Source organism: Pseudoalteromonas sp. SG43-7 (genome assembly GCF_014164295.1).
Taxonomy (GTDB): domain Bacteria; phylum Pseudomonadota; class Gammaproteobacteria; order Enterobacterales; family Alteromonadaceae; genus Pseudoalteromonas; species Pseudoalteromonas rhizosphaerae.
In genome coordinates this window covers 25,003-44,207 of the sequence record NZ_JACJEY010000021.1, presented here as the reverse complement: position 1 = coordinate 44,207, position 19,205 = coordinate 25,003, and the positions used below count along the sequence as shown (strand labels likewise).

Sequence of the window (19,205 nt, the reverse complement as noted above, 5' to 3'; positions counted from 1 at the left end):
AACGATCTTTTTTGATCTTTTATTTGCTACAGCGCATCCCACACAACAGGTCATACCAGATATGATAAGGCATAAAAAAACGCACAGGGATAACCGTACGTTTTTTATATCCAGGGATTTTAAGCTACATTTTTACACGGGATCTCCGCGTTCCGACTTTGCTTCAAAATAAATTCCATCGCGACTTCGTCACAATTGTCTCTGCGCAAACACAGTTCACAATCTTTCATCACCTTTTCCGGTAAGCTGTCTTTAGTACAGAATGTGAAACCTTGTTTTTCAAAGAAATCAGGTACTCGCGTCAAAACAATGATGCGATTGAGTGCCAATTTTTTGGCTTTAACTAATAAATGTTCAACTAACTGACGACCTTGCCCAGTAATACCGGTTTCAGGATCTATCCCTAAAGAACGAATTTCAGCAAGACCAGTATCATAAATATACAGTGATGCGCAGCCCGCGACTTCTCCAGCAACTTCGGTAACCGCAAACTCATTGATTGAATGTACCATGTCGCTTTTAGCACGTGGTAAATTTTCACCTACCGTAGCCCAGTGCTGGATCAATTTAGCAATTGACTCTACATCGTCAAGATTAGCGTCACGAACTGTTATTTGCTGTTTTTTTTTGGCATCTTTAACTGCAACTGTAACTTGCTCTAAAGATGTACCACCAAGTGCTTGGCGCGCTTTTATACATGCGTCTATCTCTAGTACAGCATATACGTCCTGTGCAAAAATACTATGCACAGATTGGAATTGTTCTAAACTTAAATCTTCTAAGTTATTCCCTTGTGCGATAGCCATTTGTACCAACATACCAACAATATGATGACCTTCCCTAAAAGGGATCCCTTTGGCGACTAAATAGTCAGCAAGCTCTGTAGCGTTGGAGTGCCCGCCTTTCGCAGCAGCTAGCGTTCGCTCGCCATTTACTTTTATACCTTTGATACACGCTTGCGCCATATGAATACAAGCTAGCCACGTTGGCATGGCATCAAATAAGCCTTCTTTATCTTCTTGCATATCTTTATTATAAGCAAGTGGCAGTGCTTTTAACGTCATCATCATGGCACTAAAGGCACCAAATACACGCCCTGTTTTGCCGCGAATAAGCTCTAGCGCATCGGGATTCTTCTTTTGTGGCATCAATGATGAACCAGAGGTGACATTATCTGCTAACTCAATGAAACCCGCTTCACCCGAATTATAAAAGATCAAATCTTCTGACATACGCGATAAATGGATCATAGAGATTGATGCACAGCTTAATAGCTCAACCACAAAGTCACGATCTGATACGGCGTCTAAACTATTTTTAGTCGCAGCGGTAAAACCTAACCCCACGGCAAGTGCTTGCCGATCAATTGGGTACGCAGTACCGGCAAGTGCCCCACTGCCCAAAGGGCAAAAATTCATTCGCGCTTTAGCATCTGCTAAACGGCTTTCATCACGTTCGATCATTTCCACGTAAGCCATACACCAATGACTAAACAACAATGGCTGAGCACGTTGTAAATGGGTATAACCAGGTAAGATAGTGCCCAGCTCACGTTCAGCTAAAGCGATAAACTCACCTTTTAACTGACCAAGCGCCGTAAGTATGTGAGCGGCGGTATCACGACACCATAAGCGAAAGTCAGTAGCGACCTGATCGTTACGACTACGTCCGGTGTGTAATTTTTTAGCTAAGTCCCCCACTTTTTCGATCAATGCAGCTTCAACATGTGAGTGAATATCTTCAGCTCCTGACGTTGCCACTGCTTGTGGATCAGCTTTTACTTCGTCGAGTAATTCATATAATGCAGCGACTAACTTTTTGTGTTCGTCACTACTTAATACATCAACCTGCTTAAGGGCACCTGCCCACGCTACAGAGCCAACTATATCTTGCTCTGCGAGTTGATAATCGAAGGGAAGTGAGTCGTTAAATTGTTTAAACGCCTCATCTGGACCCGTAGAAAAACGTCCGCCCCATAATGCCATGAAATCTCTCCAAACCCTGAAACTGCCCCGCCTTATTGTTACGGGGCTGTAGTAAAATTACTTCTTCGCTAGTGCTGAAATTCTGCTTGAAAGCGAGAATAAACGAATAAAGCCTTCAGCATGCGATTGGTCGTAAACATCATCTGCACCAAACGTTGCAAAATCTTCGCTGTATAAGCTATTAGGTGATTTTTTCTGAACCGCTGTTACCTGGCCTTTATAAAGCTTAAGAATAACTTCGCCAGTAGCAACTGTTGATAACGCTTCTGCGCCCGCTAAGATTGAATCTTTAAGTGGTGTAAACCAACGACCGTCATAGACTAAATGTGAAAACTCGCCGCCCAGTACTTCTTTCCATTTGCGGCTTGCTTTATCAAGTACTAACTCATCAATCGCTTGTAATGCCGCCATGATCACTGTGCCACCAGGGGTTTCATAACAGCCACGGGATTTCATGCCCACTAAACGGTTTTCAACGATATCAACACGACCAACACCATGCGGGGATGCAATATCATTAAGTTTAACTAGACAGTCATACGGTTTAAGCTGCTCGCCATTGACAGCAACAACTTCACCTTCAACCACGTTTAAGGTAACAAATTCAGGCTCATTGGGTGCTTGCTCTGGTGAGCTAGTCCAAGTCCACACTTGCTCACTTGGTTGACACCACGGATCTTCAAGCTCGCCACCTTCGTGAGAAATATGCCATGCGTTTGCATCACGGCTGTAGATTTTAGTTGCCGATGCAGAACATGGAATATTACGCTCTGCCAAGTAATCAAGTAATGACTCACGGCTTGATAAGTCCCACTCACGCCATGGCGCAATAACTTGAAGATCAGGCGCAAGGGCCGCAAAACAAGATTCAAAGCGCACTTGGTCATTACCTTTACCTGTACAACCATGAGAAAGTGCATCAGCGCCTACTTTACGAGCAATCTCAACTTGCGCTTTAGCAATAATAGGACGTGCCATTGACGTACCTAATAAATAAGTACCTTCGTAAATTGAACCGGTTTTTAACGTTGGGTAAATATAATCACTTACCATTTCGTCTTTTAAGTCAACTACATAACATTCAGAAGCACCAGATGCGATCGCTTTTGCTTCAACGCCTTCAAGTTCTTCAGCACCTTGACCTACATCGGCCACAAACGCGATAACTTCACAACCGTAGTTTTCTTTTAACCATGGCACGATGGCTGACGTATCTAAACCACCAGAATAGGCTAATACAACTTTTTTAATAGAACTCATTGGTGATACCTTACACAAAATTTGGATTTAATAATGAAACAAGCAATGCGTTTTGCGCATGCATACGGTTTTCTGCTTGTTGTATAATTTTTGACGCCGGACCATCCATTACCTCAGAAGTAATTTCAAATTCACGGTGTGCTGGCTGGCAATGCAGTACAGTGTCAGCCCCAGTCTGTTTAAGCAACGCCGCATTTAATTGATACGGCATGTACTTTTCTTTTACTTGTTCAAGTGGCGTATCATCGCCCATTGATACCCATGTATCGGCATACACTGCGTTAGCGCCTACAGCCGCTTCAACACGATCACTCACCATCACTGATGCACCATTCATTGCGGCAATTTGCTCAGCCTGCTTTAAAATTTGCGAGTCTGGTGAACTGCCTTTAGGGCATACGGCAACAAAATCGGTGCCTAAAGTAGCCGCAAGTAACATCAGTGAATGCGTTACGTTGTTGCCTTCACCTAAATAAGCTAATTTTAGCTGGCTTACATCGCCATATACTTCTTGCAGTGTTAGAAAGTCAGCAAGTGCTTGGCATGGATGATATAAATCGCACAAACTGTTGACCACAGGTACGCTTGAAAATTCAGCAAGTGTGGTTAATGTTTTATGCTGATATACCCGCGCCACAATACCGTCAGCCCAACTGGCAATGTTCAATGCAAAGTCTTTTACTGATTCACGTGCGCCCATGGCGCCATTTTGTGAATCAAGATACACCGCATGTCCACCTAACTTATTAATACCTATATCAAATGATAAACGCGTACGTAAGCTTGGTTTTTCAAATAAAGTAACCACCGATTTGCCAGCCAGTGCTTGACTAAAATCAGCTGGGTTAGCTTTAATTTTTTGCGCTAAGTTAAGTAATTTAAGTGCGCCTTGTTGGTCTAACTCTAGACCCGATAAAAAATGATTAAACATATAAAACCTATGGTGTAATTTTTGTTCCGACGTGCTCACCCGCGAGTAGAGCAATTAAGTTTTCTGGCTTTTGCCAGCTCGAAATGTAAACGCCACGTCGTAAGTGCTGGGCAGCAAGAAGGCTGGTCTTAACTTTGACCTCCATCCCACCCAAAATTACTCCTTCTGCAATTAAAGTATTGATCTGGTTTGTGTCAAGTTGATGTAACGGCCGTTTATTTGCATCAAGTACAGCTTCTACATCAGTCATAAAAATAATTTCCGCATTAAGCTCTTTAGCTATTGCCGCCGCCGCTTCATCAGCGTTTACGTTATACCAAAGGCCATCTTCACCAAAACCGATAGAGCTGACCAGAGGTAAACGACCAAGTTTTAATAACTCCGGTATCACACTTTGCACACCGCCGTCACAATTACCAACTTGACCAAGCGCTTTGAGTTTTTGTGACGAAATAATGCCCGCTTCGTATAAACTAAGCCCGACCGGTTTATGACCTGCGATAATTGCTTGGCTCATTAATTGTTTATTAGCACACCCCGCAAGCGCGCCAACAATATAAGGCATTTGCTCTTTTGGACTGATGCGTAAACCTTGATGTTTCGCACTAGCAAAACCAGCCTCAGTCAACCAATTATCAACTAGTGAACCGCCACCATGAACGATGACAAATTGTGCTTGAGTTTGCGATGCAAGCGCCTCAAATAACGCTTTAGCCGCGTCTTCTGTATTGAGTACTGCACCACCGAGTTTAATGACCCATGTTTGCATTACTAACTACCCTTTTAAACCTGTACTATGGGCAATACCCATGGCTAAATTAATGCACTGCAATGCTTGCCCTGCAGCACCTTTTAATAAGTTATCAATAGCTGCCATCACAATTAGCTGCGTACCTTGCTGCTGCCATGCAATATCAACGTAAGGCTGCTTTGCAACTCCTTTAATTGATGGCATTTTATTACCAAGCAATCTGATCAGTGGCTCATCAGCAAGCACTTGATAAGCTTGTGTAACTTGCTCTGGTGTAACTCCAGGTTTCAATTGCACATAAATAGTTTCTAAAATACCGCGTGGAAAATTACCTAAATGCGGCGTAAATAGCACCTTGTGACCTAAATGCTGCTCAATCTCAGGACTGTGTCTATGATTAAACAATCCATAAGGTGCTAACGACACTTCACAAAAATGCGTGGCTACACTAGCTTTACGCCCCGCACCGGTTACACCCGATACAGCATTAATAATAATGGTTTGCTCGGCTAATAAGCCGGCTTGTTGCAATGGTTTTAACGCATTCAGCGCTGCTGTTGGATAGCAACCAGCCACAGCGACTAACTGCGCCTTGGCGATTGCTTCACTATTCCATTCAGCCAATCCGTAAGCCGCTTCACTTAGTAATTCCGTATGTTGATGCGCAAAACCATAATAGGTTTGATAATCTTCATTACTGCTTAAACGGTAGCCACCCGATAAATCAAATACTTTTTTGCCCATGCTTAAAAAACGTGGCGCTAAGTCAACACTCACTTTATGATCAGTACACAAACATACAAAATCGGCCGACTTTTCAATATCGTTATAAGCGCTATCACTAAGAGGCAATAAAGGAGAATCAAGCAAACCTAAATGCTCAGGATACAAGTCACTTAATAATTTACCCTTATCTAAGCTTTGCTCAGATACATAGCAACCAGCTAAGGTTAATTGCGGGTGTTTTACTACCAAACTTGCTAATTCTGCGCCGCTATAGCCACTTGCGCCAATAATCACTACTTTCATTCGTTACTCTTTTTGGTTTTTTGTTACTACATATATATTCAAATCGGGTTTAACAGTGCATAAAACACTATTTTATGAATGAAATCTGGTTATCGTCGTTTTATATTCATTGCGTCGCTTTAATATATTTATGCTTAAAAAGTGAATTGATATTCATCATAAATACTTTTATATTGTTATGCAATTAGATTGAATACTTATTTTGGATTTTTTTATGTCATTACCGTCTTTTTTATCTATGTATCAGCAATTGATTGCTGCACCTTCAATTAGTGCCATGGATGAGTCATTGTCTATGAGCAATAAAGGGGTGATCGATTTATTAGCTACTTGGTGTACAAGTCTTGGATTTGAATGTGAAATTACTGAGTTGTCGGGCCCTAAAGGTCGTTTTAACTTACTCGCAAAACGTGGCCAGGGAGATGGTGGTTTAATGCTTGCCGGTCATACCGATACAGTCCCATTTGATGATAGTCGTTGGAACTATAATCCGTTTAAATTAAGTGAAGATAACAATAAATTATATGGTCTAGGCAGTATTGATATGAAAGGTTTTTTCGCTTTTGTATTACAGGCAATCAGTGAACTAGATAAGAATATTCAAACACAGCCAATTTTGATTCTAGCTACTGCCGACGAAGAAACCACCATGGCCGGTGCACAGCAAGTTTGTCAGCATAAAAACTTAAAGCCAGCTCGGTGTATTATTGGTGAACCTACTGATATGACGCCTGTTTTCACACATAAAGGACATATGAGCAGCGCGATTCGCGTAGTCGGTCGTTCCGGACATAGCTCTGATCCTGAACGTGGTTTAAATGCCATTGAAGTGATGCATAAAGTTATTGCAAAACTGTTAACTTTAAAAGAGCAATTAAAGAATAAATATGCAGTTGAGCATTTTGTTATTCCTTACCCTACTTTAAATCTAGGACACATTCATGGTGGCGATAATGCAAATCGCATATGTGGCTGCTGTGAAATGCATATTGATATGCGCCCTTTACCGGGTCTAAGTGTGCAAGAACTGCAAATGATGCTGTTAAAAATAGCTACAGAGATCAATAACCAATATCCCGATTCAGTCAGTGTGATGGATATGCACGAGCCAATCCCCGCGTTTACCGGCAGTACTGATTCGGCATTAGTTAAACTGGCAGAAAAAATATCAGGAGAGCAAGCAGTTGCAGTGAACTACTGTACTGAAGCGCCATTTATTCAACAATTGGGCTGTGAAACGATTGTGATGGGACCGGGTTCAATTAATCAGGCTCACCAACCCGATGAATTTTTGGCGATGGAAAAAATTAAACCATCTCAACATATTATCACTGAAATGATCAGAACATCGTGTTTTAGCTAACAAAGAAAGTGCTGCTTGCGTTATCCCCACGCAATCTGGGAATAACGCAACTGTTACTGCTCAGTCCATGTATTTACTAAGGTATTTCTTAAATACAGGATCTGTTTTAGCCAGCTCTTTTTGCTCAGCAAGTATATCTTTTAAAATACTCTCTGATGTCAGCGGATTTGCAAGTACGACTCTGAATACCACTGTAGGTTGATGATCATACTGCGCGGGAGTTAAACGGGTACGGGATACAAAGGAACGACCGGCTTCACGTTGACGTTTTTGCATACTGGCAGTAAAACGATTTAACGAGGCAAAGATATCCAAACGCGTTTGTTCATCTGCTTGAGCTATTTTTTGTTTTATCTGTTTTGGCACATAACGGTATGTCAGTAAACATAACTCAGGTTCTGAGATCAGCTCAAAGTCATCATCTGCTTTCACTAAATCAGCAAAGTAGCGGGCTTTTTCAATCCCTTTATCTATTAAGATTTCGTAGCCTTTACGGCCAATAACGCGTAAGCAAGCATGCACTAACATCGCCATACCAGGACGACTACCTTCAAGCGTATGACTACCTAAATCTTTTGATCCTTTACGTAAGATGTATTCTGCATGATGTTCTATAGCATCCGTAGCTGTAGGATCTTTAAATAGCACTAACCCAGCGCCCATTGGCACATACATTTGTTTATGAGCATCGACGGTAATTGAATCTGCTCGCTCAATGCCTTTCAGTAACGAGCGATATGTATTAGAAAGCAGCGTAGCTCCTCCCCATGCTGCATCGACATGAAAATGGCAGTTGAGTTCAGCGCTTAAATCAGCCATAGCATCAAGAGGATCAATATTGCCAGTTTCAGTCGTGCCGGCTACCCCAACAATCGCCATCACTTTTATACCTTGCGCTGCTAGCTCATGGGCTTTGGCGCGCATTGCATCAACATCAACCTTATTGTTATCTGCAGTTTTAATGGCAATAAAGTTATCACGACCAATGCCAAGTAAATCAGCTGATTTTCCTAGCGAGTAATGGCCACGTTCAGAAATAAGTACTGCAAGGCCTTTATATCCATAATGCAACATGGCACTGATCAAACCTTGTGAACCAATCCCTTTAAATTCGCCGTCCGCTTTCAGTAAGCGATTACGAGCAATCCACAATGCGGTAATATTGGCGATTGTGCCACCCGAACAAAACGCACCTAGCGACGTTTTCGCACTGTGCATCCATTTGCTATAAAAACTGTCATCTTGCCCGTATGCCAAATGATGCATCATACCAAGCACTTGGCGCTCAAGTGGAGTAAATGCTTTGGAGGTTTCTATTTTTACTAAGTTTTGATTAAGACCAACCATCAACTTAGAAAGTGGCAATACAAAATGCGGTAATGCTGACGTCATGTGCCCAATAAAGCTTGGCGCAGCGGTATGCACTGAATGAGCGACAAGTTGCTCCATAATATCTTGCGCATAAGCAGATACAAAAGTCGGATCTTCTGGGATTGCTGCCGATTGAAAATCTTTTTCAATCTCATGCAATGGCTTTTCAATTGCCGCTATGTTCTCATTCAAAAAACCTGCTAAATTGCTTGAGATCTCAAGTTCGATTTTACTCAAAGTTGAGTCTGGTGCTTCAGGCACAGTAAATATACGCATCAGAGTTTCTTTAGAGGCGACGGCACAACGCTTTTGATCCATCTTTATACCCAGTAAATGTAGCTTTGTTTAGCTGAAGATCCATCTCTAGGAACTCCATTACTAATAACGCCAAAACTACAATGATTCCACGAAATGCGTTAACTCTACTGTAATAGAGTTGAAATGTCTCGTATAAAGCCACAAAAGTAGCCAATTGCATGACAAATTAATGATAATTTGATTAATATTTATCATTCAAATAACTAACTATATTTTTATAGGCGATACAGCCTTTTTTTGTATAATAGAAGGGCTAATAAATCAAGGAAGAGCATGATAAATACAAATTTACTGACAAATTGGATAATCGCGGGTTTCATGCTGTTTTTTATCAGTTTATTGAGCTACATCTATTACACCTACAACAGCACTCGTAACGATATTATGCACAGCGTTGATACTCGATTACTCAATGCGGCATTAAGCGTTAAGCATATGCTTGGTGATGAATACCATCAAAAAATCAATGCAGGCCAATATATATCATCAACCGAATACCAACAAAAAAGCCGGCAACTTTCAGAGTTTGCTAATGCGTTAAATATCGCTTATGTATATGCCATGGTTTTAAAAGACGGTAATGTACATTTTAGTGCATCGAGTTACACTCAGAACGATCAAAATACCGGTAAAATCACCCAATTACTCGATCTATACCCTGAAGCAACTGCCGCTAATATTGGCGCGTTTTATTCAACAGAGCCAGTGTTTGAAATTTCAAAAGATCAATGGGGGCATTTTAAAACAATTTTTGTCCCTTTTGTCGATGCCAATGGAGTCACCTATTTAACTGGGGCCGATATCACCATATACGATCTCAATCAGCGATTAGCGCAAAGTGTATCTAAAGCTGCGGGCATGGCTATGTTTTTCTTTTTTATTGCTCTGTTGGTTGCCGGTATTTATGTGTATTTATTGAAACGTGCGATTTCAACCGATACCAGTAGTGGCTTTGCCAATCATATTGCACTTGAATATTATATTAAAAACTCCCCTAATCATCATCTGCAACTTGCTGTTATTTGGGTAAATGAAGTTGAAGATATAAGCAGTTTTTATGGTACAGAAGTTGAAGATATAAGCAGTTTTTATGGTACAGAAGTAGGCGACCGCGTTATGAAAAACTTGTTGCAACACTTCAAAAAGCGCCGCCCTGCGGGTAGCCAGATGTTTCGTCTAACGACCAACAAAATAGTCCTCATCGCTCCTTTTGGTAAAGATAATGCAGGTTTTCTCGAGGTGATCCAAGCTTATAATTGCAGTACCCCATTACTTACCGACCCTTTTATATACATCACCTTGTGCGCAGGCATCGCCAGTGGCAATAAATCAATGTTACTTGAAAATGCTCATATTGCCGCATTACAAGCTAAACAAGGTCGCCGCACTGTGATTAATTACTCAAGCGCACTCCATGATGTAAAAAACCAATATCAGTACAATGTAGCAATGGCAAAAGAAGTGCGTGAAGCATTTGAGAACAATAGAATTGTGCCTTATTTTCAGGCAATTTATGATAATGAAACGAATGCCATTATTCAGTATGAATGTTTGGCTCGCATGATCACCTGTCACGGGGAAGTCCTAAAACCAGAATCATTCTTAGATGTCGTTAATCGCTCTCGCATGGATGGAATGCTCACCCGCACAATGCTCACACAATGCTTTGCACGATTTAGAAAAACCAGTACGTGCTGGAGCATCAATATCACAGCCCAAGATATGCTTGACCCAAGCCTTGCTGAATTTTTAGAAAACGAATTTAAACGCTATCCACTACCGAGTAATATCACCCTAGAACTATTGGAAACCGAAGCTATCGCAAATTTTTCTGAGGTAAAAGCATTTATAACCATGGTTAAAAATCGTGGTGTACGGGTAATAATTGATGATTTTGGTACAGGTTATTCGAATATATCTAATGTACTAAAATTAGAAGTAGATGGCATTAAGCTTGATGGTAGTTTGATCAAGCAAATTATCAACGATAAAGATATTTATTTATATATTGAGCATATTGCCAGCTTTGCTAAGCAACTCAACTTACAGCTAATTGCTGAGCATGTAGAGAGTAAGCCTATCGCCAACGCGCTTAAAAAAGCTAATGTGACACTAATGCAAGGCTATTACTTTGCCGAGCCTGTGCCACATATTACTGCAAATAAAAACCAACCGTATCCAATCTCTTAACCTAAACTCAGGTTAAGAGATTTACGAAAACATTAAGTTATAAAATACTTAATTTTTATTTCGAGCCAGGATCTAAATTAATTACTAAACGGTGACTTTGTTGACCACTTGCCCAATATTTACGTTCAAATGGCGTAACTGCCAAATCATTTTGATAAAGCTCTACTGTGCAGTCATGTCCGGTGAGTTTGAGTGCTTGAGCAAACTCTTTCACATAAATATCCCAATTGCTGCGAACTTCTAACAGCCCACCTAATTTAACGATAAATGGAAAAATAGCAGCGCCATGCCAGCGACGTTGAATATGCTTCGCTTTTGGCCACGGATTTGGATACAGCAAATAATGATGTGTGGGTTGCCAATTAGCCGCCACTGCGAGTCGCCAAAAGTCATTTAAATCGGCTTGCACTAAAATGTACTGACCTGAATCGGTTTGTTTATATTCAATGTCATGCTTATCTAAACGATGCGATGACTTATCAATACCTATAACTAACGCATCAGGATGTCGTTTCGCTAAATTAGCGGTGCTTTCACCTACCCCACAACACGAATCTAAAATAATGGGCCCATTAAAAGCCTGCACTTTTTCATTTACTTGATCAAACGCCGTTTGCGTATGAGCTGCAATGGGTTTTTTAAACTGGGCAGCTAAATGCTTATTAACTATATCATCCAGCTTTTCATGTAAGCCTTGTTGATTCGATACAATACTTCGTGAATTTGCATCACTCATTAGTGTCTTAACCCCACACCTTTTTTAATTAACGTTAAAGCTAATATAAATAAGGCTGTAATAAATAATAACAACACGCCAAATGCGACCGTTAAATCAACATCCGACACGCCTAAGAAACCATACCTAAAGGCATTAACCATATAAATAATTGGATTAACCTGCGATACGCCTTGCCAAAACTCTGGCAATAAAGTGATTGAGTAAAACACACCACCTAGATAGGTCAATGGCGTTAAAATAAAGGTCGGAATTATACTGATATCGTCAAAGCTATTAGCATAAATAGCATTGATCAAACCGCCTAAAGCAAATACCGCAGAAGTTAAAATTACTGTCGCGATGATCACAAAAATATTATGGATTTGAATATCCACAAATAATAACGACACACACGTAACAATTAATCCCACCAGCATGCCACGGGTCATACCACCGCCCATATAGCCAAGCACAATGATATAATTAGGCACGGGTGCAACTAACAGCTCTTCAATACTTTTTTGAAACTTGGTTGAATAAAAGCTTGATGCCACATTAGAATACGAATTAGTGATCACCGACATCATGATAAGACCCGGCACAATAAACTCCATATAACTAAAGCCCCCCATATCACCAATACGAGAGCCTATAAGATTACCGAAAATCACAAAGTACAAACTCATAGTGATTGCCGGTGGTACGAGTGTTTGTACCCAGATACGCAAAAATCGAATGCACTCTTTAAACCATAAACTCTTTAAGGCTACGCCATATTTAAACATCTACTTGCCCCGCCCTTGCTCTAGTAAACCTACAAACAACTCTTCTAATCGGTTAGCTTTATTACGCATGCTAAGCACGGTATTGCCCTGCTCGGTTAATGCTGTAAATACTGCATTCAAGCCCTGTGATTTGGCTACTTCAACCTCAATAGTATGATCATCAGCCATAGTAAACTTATAACCATCAAGCGTAACGGTAACCGGCTGGACAGGCTGTTTTAAATCAAGAATAAAGGTTTCTTTATCTAGTTTGGCAAGCAGTGCTTTAATGGTGGTGTTTTCAACGATAATGCCGGAATCAATAATCGCGATATTTTTACACAGCAGTTCGGCTTCTTCTAAGTAATGGGTGGTGAGAATAATCGTCACCCCCTGCTCATTAATTTGTCTTAAAAAATCCCACATCGAACGGCGTAATTCAATATCTACACCGGCGGTTGGCTCATCTAAAATTAGCAGTTTTGGTTCATGCATTAACGCGCGAGCAATCATTAAACGACGTTTCATGCCACCTGATAGTGTTCGTGCTTGTTTGTCTTTCTTTTCAAGTAAGCCTAATTGCGCTAAATATTTATCCGCTCGTTGATGCGCCACCTTACGGGGAACTCCGTAATAACCCGCTTGATTTACCAGTATTTGCGTCAACGTTTCAAACTGGCTAAAGTTAAACTCTTGTGGCACTAAGCCTAGTTGTGATTTAGCGGCTTCTAAATCTGAATCTATGTTGTGACCAAACACCTCTACTAAGCCTTTGGTTTTATTAACCAATGATGAGATCACCCCAATGGTAGTTGACTTACCCGCGCCATTTGGGCCTAACAAGGCAAAAAAATCACCTTCATATACTTTTAGATCAACGCCTTTAACGGCTTCAACACCATTTTTATATACTTTGGTAAGGCCTTCAATATTCAAAGCCAATGCTTTACTCATGATTTACCCTCCCCATAACCCCAACGTTTAGTTAGTGTGTGTGCAATATTTAAATGATCTAAAATACGTGCAACCATAAAATCAACTAAGTCGTTAATGGTTTGCGGTTGATGATAAAACCCCGGTGCAGCTGGCATAATTGTTACCCCGAGCTTTGCGAGCTTTAGCATGTTTTCTAGATGGATTTCACTAAATGGCGTTTCTCGTGGCACTAAAATTAACTGACCACGCTCTTTAATCACGACATCAGCGGCGCGCTCTAATAAATTATCAGAGGCCCCCATCGCTATTGCAGAGACCGAGCCTGCACTACACGGGCACACGACCATTTTTTTCGGCGCTGCAGAGCCAGACGCCACAGGGCTAAACCAGTTATCTTTACCAAATACTTGTAACTGCCCTGGCTGTGATTTAAATAAGCTACTTAATTGTTCTGTGGCTTTATCTTCATTGGCTGATAATTTAATGTTTGATTCTGTATCTAGCACTACACGCGCCGCGCTTGAGATCAATACATACACGCGAAACTGCTGCGCGAGCAATACTTCAAGTAATCGTAAGCCATATGGCGCGCCTGACGCACCACTAAAGGCCAGCGTTATGGTTTCTTTATATTGCACTGTCGCTCCGGTTTATTGCTGGATAAATTTATGCTGCAAAGCTGTTATCAATGTGTCGTGGAGGCCATTAAAGCCACCATTACTCATGATTAAAATATGTTGCTGCGGTTGCGCTTGGGAGACTACTTGTTCAACGATCTCATCGGTATTATTCAAGCATAACATACCAGCCTGTTTGGCTTGCTCACTTAACGACCAGGTTAAATTATCTGGCTCGAATAAATACACATCATCAGCATCAGCTAATGACGCCAATAACGTATGTTGATGCACGCCCATTTTCATAGTGTTTGAGCGCGGCTCTAATATCGCAATAATTTTTTCATTGCCTACTTTTGCACGCAACCCAGCAAGCGTTGTAGTGATAGCTGTTGGGTGATGAGCAAAGTCGTCATACACTTTAATATTGGCAATATCGGCTTTTAGCTCCATCCTGCGTTTAGGACTAATAAATTCCCCTAACCCTGCAATGCTATGTTCAATTGCAATCCCGACATGGCGCGCGGCAGCAATCGCCATAATAGCGTTTTTAACATTGTGCTCACCAAACGCTTGCCATTTTACTGAGCCTTGGTATTCATCATTGAGTAACACTGCAAATTCACTGCCATCGGCATTAATCAGCTCATATCCCCAATCAGCACCTAGTGTTTCACTTTCGCTCCAACAACCTTGGTTAATTACATCTTGCAGAGCATCGTCTTGTTGTGGCCAAATAACTTTGCCGCTACTTGGTAGTGTACGCATCAAATGATGAAATTGTTTTTTAATAGCGTTTAAATCTTCAAAAATATCAGCATGATCAAACTCAAGATTGTTTAAAATCAATGTGCGCGGTAAGTAATGAACAAACTTACTGCGTTTATCAAAAAACGCAGTGTCGTATTCATCAGCTTCAATAACAAAAAATGGCGTTTCGCCAACCCGTGCCGACAAACCAAAATTTTGCACGATACCACCGATCAAGAATCCTGGCTTTAAACCCGCAAATTCTAAAATCCATGCCAGCATGCTTGCAGTGGTAGTTTTACCATGAGTTCCAGCAACCGCCAGTACCCAGGAGTTTTGTAATAAATTATGCTTTAACCATTCAGGGCCGGAAGTATACGCTAAGCCCTTGTCCAATACATATTCAACACATGGGTTACCACGACTCATTGCATTGCCAATAATCACCATATCTGGTGCAGGTTCTAACTGAGAGACATCATAGCCTTGGGTTAATTTAATACCAAGCTCTTCAAGTTGCGTGCTCATTGGCGGATATACGTTTAGATCCGAGCCCGTGACTGTATGGCCTAGCGACTTAGCTATCGCTGCAATACCACCCATAAAGGTGCCGCAAATGCCTAAAATATGAATATGCATATTATTCCTTTGCCGCCAAACATAGCTTACGCAGCGCTAAAAAATAGATAATAGATGAGGTGCCATAATGCCAAAAATAGCGTTCAGTTACCATTGCCATCTAACACAACACTTGTGCTAAATAACAACGAATAAGTATATAAGTTAAATAGTTCCCTTACTTATGCCTAACCGCTCAAGTATTGCGCGACACTTTTTAAACAAAATTAACTTTAAAGATCATTTTACAAACAAAATAATTAATAGTTAATTGCAAAATAGTTAATGATAAAGATAACTCAATGTTATGAAAATACTAAAAACAAAAAACGTAAAGCTATGAATACAAATAATATGATTTAAAATCAAGACGATACCAATAAATACCCATAATAAAAACAAAAAACACTTTTTAGCAACAAAAGACATGTTTACCCCACAAAAGACTCTATTTGGGTACTGTGATAAAACATCGCACTAAATTACATTTGGTTACATTGAAAGGCATATATTTAACCTCAAAGTTAATATGGCTAACAATGTAAGTCCTTTGTGAATTCCATCAAGTTAAATTACCCACAGGGTAAACCTTGTCGAAATTAAAAGGTGTTATGTTGAAAAAATTAAATCTTATTACAGCTGCAATTAATGCAGTATTAATTACTGGTACTGTTGGTGCTGCCAATGCATTTGCACAAGAAGCAACTGACGTAAAACCTGTCGAGCGCATTCAAGTAACAGGTTCGAAAATAAAGCGATTTAACCTTACTTCACCGACACCAGTTACGGTGATCAGTGGCGTTGAGATGGAAAATGCCGGCATTACTAACGTTAATGATTTATTAGCTGAGCTACCACAAGCAACGGTTGGCCTATCTCCGGAAACCACTACTAGCTTTATTTATGCATCAGGATTAAACACCACCGATTTACGTGGTTTAGGATCTGAGCGCACACTGGTATTAGTAAATGGTCGTCGCTTTGTCGCAGGTTCAGTAGGCAGCACTGCGGTAGATTTAAATAATATTCCAACAACTCTGATCGAACGAGTAGAAATCGCCACAGGCGGTGCAGCAGCAGTATATGGTGCCGACGCTGTAGCAGGTGTCGTAAACATCATCACAAAAAAATCATTTGATGGCATTGAAATTGATGCATCTACGATTCGTCCAGAACAAAGCGGTGGCGAGCAAAACTTTTTCTCTATCACCGGTGGTATGGAAGGTGACAAGCTATCGTTTGTAACGTCTCTTAACTACTCAAAAACAGATAGCTATAACAAGTTAAGTCGTGATTTTTACCGTAACCCTGTAACTTCATATGCAAATCCAGCCAATAAATCTGGTACCGATGGTATTCCTGAGCGCGTTATATTAGGTAAGCAAAGTACCCTTGGCTATTACTCTGAAGGCGGTGACTTTTTCAGTAAAACAGGCTCGCTAACTGACGATCATTACAACAACCATCACTGGGCATTTGATAATAGCGGTAACGTACAAGCATTTGATTATGGTCTAGGTCGCGTAGAAAACTCTGGTGTGCCTAACGCATCAGCTAATAACCGTTATTACGCAGATGCTAATAACCCAGGCGATGGTGTTTTTAGTCATGGTTACAAAAGCTACTTTCAAACTCCATTAGAGCGCGCTATTTTATCAACGTATGGTACATACGAAATTAATGACGACCATGCTGCAACATTTGATTTTACTTGGTCTGACTCAAAAGCAACTACTGAAAGCTCGCCAGCTTTCTTTGCTCACACGATTCGTCGTGATAATGCCTTTATCCGCGATGATATGGCTAAGATTATGGATGCTAACGGGTTAGATAAAGTTACTTTGCGCCAAGCTAACGAAAATCTATGGGGTGATCGCGCCTATCAACAAGATCGTTCGGTGATCCGTGCATCTCTTGGTTTTGAAGGCATTTTAAACGATGACTGGGGCTACAGTACCTATGTGCAGTATGGCCGTATCGAACAAGATACCTTATGGCGCGGTGAAGTATTAGAGCAAAATTTAGTCAATGCGATAGATGCTGTAGAACTTAATGGCCAAATCGTGTGTGCAGTTCGTGATGCCGATGGTAATGTCACAGGTGAACGTGAAGGGTGTGTTGCTTTTAACCCTATGGGCGCACAAAGTGCTTCTCAAGCACAGCTTAATTATATAGCAACAAATGCTACGCGTACTGCCAAACAAGACCAGCTAGTTGTTGCTGCAACATTTGATGGTTTGTTATTTGAATTACCAGCAGGTGCAGTCGCTGCCGCATTTACCGTTGAACATCGCCGAGAAAGCGCCGAGACTCATCCTGATCACGCAATGCAAAATGGCCTTATTTTTGGGAACTCAAGCTTGCCAATGAAAGGTGATATCGATGTAAATGAATTCTCAACAGAGATCTCAGTGCCATTGCTTGTAGATCATTTTTTAGCAACTGACTTAACCTTTGAAACTGCGTACCGCTATATGGATTACTCGGTTACTGGTGGTGATGATGCGTGGAAATTATCATTAAACTGGGGCGTTACAGACGAAGTACGTGTGCGTTTAAATCGTTCAAAATCAGTACGTGCACCAAGCCTAAGTGACTTATTTACGCCAAGCTCACAAACGTTTAATTCGGGTCGTAAAGACCCATGTCGTGCTGATGAAATTACCAGCTCAGGTAGCGAATATAAAGCAAATGTAATCGCTAACTGTCAAGCGGACGGTTTAGCTGAAGGTTGGATGCCAACTGCCGATTGGCAAGCCGCTGGTAGCCTGCCAGGTTTTGTACAAGGTAACCAAGCACTAAAAAACGAAACATCAAACGATTACACTATTGGCTTGATCTACACTCCTGAATTTATTGAAGGCTTAGATTTAACTCTTGATTACTGGTCATTTGAAATTGAAGGTGCGATTCAATACTTTGGACGTGATAGCGTAGAACTATGTTATGAGTCATCATCGCTAGACAACCCATTTTGCTCAAACTTCGTACGAAATAAAGAAACGGGCGACATCATTAACTATTATGAGCGTCCAATTAATGCTTCTATCATCGCCAAAAAAGGCCTAGATATTGAAACAGCTTACCGCACAGAATTAGGGAATGGTGATTTAGCAATTAAACTTACTGCAACTTACCTAGAAGAAGACAGTGAAAACCCAACCGGTCGTACGGCAGATTTCCGCTCAAATGTAGGTGAAATTGCAGATCCTCGCTGGAAAGGTCGCTTTAACGCAATCTACTCACATGATGATTCAAGTTACATTTTAACGGCTAATTACCGCCATAGTAGTGTAGAAAGTAATGAATGGAACATTGAAGATAATAACTACAATGATATCCCGTCTTACACAACGTTCGATTTTATGTACAAAACTTATCTATTAGATGAATTACAAGTACGTATTGGTGTAAACAATATCCTAGACCGTGCACCACCTCGTAATCCATTCACTTATGATAATGGTGAGTTCTTTGACGTTAAAGGTCGTCGCTTATCGATGGGTGCAAAATACACTTTCTAATTTAAGGTGCATTTGGCTTATAAAAAAACGCCTTAGCTCATTGAGTTAAGGCGTTTTTATTGATCTTTTATAAACCTAGC

General features: G+C 40.8%; 14 protein-coding genes. 3 read left to right on the top strand and 11 right to left on the bottom strand.

All coding sequences use genetic code 11. The features are described 5' to 3' along the window. Window positions 1-119 precede the first annotated feature (119 nt). Genes argH through argC form a run of 5 tightly spaced genes read right to left on the bottom strand, consistent with a single transcriptional unit; the run spans window position 120 to window position 5,956 of the window. The gene (gene argH / locus H5200_RS11440) at window positions 120-1,985 is read right to left on the bottom strand and encodes an argininosuccinate lyase (RefSeq protein WP_182761517.1); all 1,866 of its coding nucleotides are present in this window, start codon (window positions 1,983-1,985) and stop codon (window positions 120-122) included. 57 nt (window positions 1,986-2,042) lie between these two features. Beyond that, window positions 2,043-3,245 carry an argininosuccinate synthase gene (locus H5200_RS11435; RefSeq protein WP_145235122.1) on the bottom strand — a complete coding sequence of 401 codons (1,203 nt, stop codon included), beginning with the start codon at window positions 3,243-3,245 and terminating at the stop codon, window positions 2,043-2,045. Window positions 3,246-3,255: 10 nt separating this feature from the next. Further along, window positions 3,256-4,176 (bottom strand): ornithine carbamoyltransferase, encoded by a 921-nt coding sequence (locus H5200_RS11430; RefSeq protein WP_145235120.1) that lies wholly within the window; start codon window positions 4,174-4,176, stop codon window positions 3,256-3,258. A gap of 7 nt (window positions 4,177-4,183) precedes the next feature. Beyond that, window positions 4,184-4,945, bottom strand: a complete 762-nt coding sequence (gene argB / locus H5200_RS11425) for an acetylglutamate kinase (RefSeq protein ID WP_182739879.1) — start codon at window positions 4,943-4,945, stop codon at window positions 4,184-4,186. Between the two features lie 6 nt (window positions 4,946-4,951). Beyond that, window positions 4,952-5,956, bottom strand: a complete 1,005-nt coding sequence (gene argC, locus H5200_RS11420) for an N-acetyl-gamma-glutamyl-phosphate reductase (protein WP_145235116.1) — start codon at window positions 5,954-5,956, stop codon at window positions 4,952-4,954. A gap of 214 nt (window positions 5,957-6,170) precedes the next feature. On the opposite strand from argC, the gene argE reads away from it, so the two are divergent. Next, window positions 6,171-7,319 carry an acetylornithine deacetylase gene (gene argE, locus H5200_RS11415; RefSeq protein ID WP_182718378.1) on the top strand — a complete coding sequence of 383 codons (1,149 nt, stop codon included), beginning with the start codon at window positions 6,171-6,173 and terminating at the stop codon, window positions 7,317-7,319. Window positions 7,320-7,379: 60 nt separating this feature from the next. Here the strand turns inward: argE and panP are convergent, their stop codons facing one another. Beyond that, entirely contained in the window at window positions 7,380-9,008 is a 1,629-nt protein-coding gene (gene panP / locus H5200_RS11410) for a pyridoxal-dependent aspartate 1-decarboxylase PanP (protein WP_149981384.1), read from the bottom strand. Window positions 9,009-9,281: 273 nt separating this feature from the next. Between panP and H5200_RS11405 the strand changes: the two genes are divergently transcribed. Further along, window positions 9,282-11,198: an EAL domain-containing protein gene (locus tag H5200_RS11405; protein WP_182761516.1), complete on the top strand. Its 1,917-nt coding sequence runs from the start codon at window positions 9,282-9,284 to the stop codon at window positions 11,196-11,198. A 55-nt stretch (window positions 11,199-11,253) separates the two neighbouring features. On the opposite strand, the gene H5200_RS11400 is transcribed toward H5200_RS11405, so the two are convergent. The 5 genes from H5200_RS11400 to mpl are packed head-to-tail and all read right to left on the bottom strand — an operon-like array spanning window position 11,254 to window position 15,622. Continuing rightward, complete coding sequence (locus tag H5200_RS11400) at window positions 11,254-11,934, bottom strand: tRNA (guanosine(46)-N(7))-methyltransferase TrmB (protein WP_182718380.1); 681 nt, start codon at window positions 11,932-11,934, stop codon at window positions 11,254-11,256. Then, window positions 11,934-12,701: an ABC transporter permease gene (locus tag H5200_RS11395; RefSeq protein WP_145235106.1), complete on the bottom strand. Its 768-nt coding sequence runs from the start codon at window positions 12,699-12,701 to the stop codon at window positions 11,934-11,936. The genes H5200_RS11400 and H5200_RS11395 overlap by 1 nt, the downstream gene beginning before the upstream one ends. Continuing rightward, window positions 12,702-13,634: an ABC transporter ATP-binding protein gene (locus tag H5200_RS11390; RefSeq protein ID WP_145235104.1), complete on the bottom strand. Its 933-nt coding sequence runs from the start codon at window positions 13,632-13,634 to the stop codon at window positions 12,702-12,704. Then, a complete protein-coding gene (locus H5200_RS11385) occupies window positions 13,631-14,254 on the bottom strand; it encodes a flavin prenyltransferase UbiX (RefSeq protein ID WP_182718381.1) in 624 nt (207 codons plus the stop codon). Before H5200_RS11385 ends, H5200_RS11390 begins: the two co-directional genes overlap by 4 nt. A 12-nt stretch (window positions 14,255-14,266) precedes the next feature. Further along, complete coding sequence (gene mpl / locus H5200_RS11380; RefSeq protein ID WP_182761515.1) at window positions 14,267-15,622, bottom strand: UDP-N-acetylmuramate:L-alanyl-gamma-D-glutamyl-meso-diaminopimelate ligase; 1,356 nt, start codon at window positions 15,620-15,622, stop codon at window positions 14,267-14,269. A gap of 590 nt (window positions 15,623-16,212) precedes the next feature. Here mpl and H5200_RS11375 point away from each other — a divergent pair. Beyond that, window positions 16,213-19,125: a TonB-dependent receptor domain-containing protein gene (locus H5200_RS11375; RefSeq protein ID WP_182761514.1), complete on the top strand. Its 2,913-nt coding sequence runs from the start codon at window positions 16,213-16,215 to the stop codon at window positions 19,123-19,125. Window positions 19,126-19,205 lie beyond the last annotated feature (80 nt).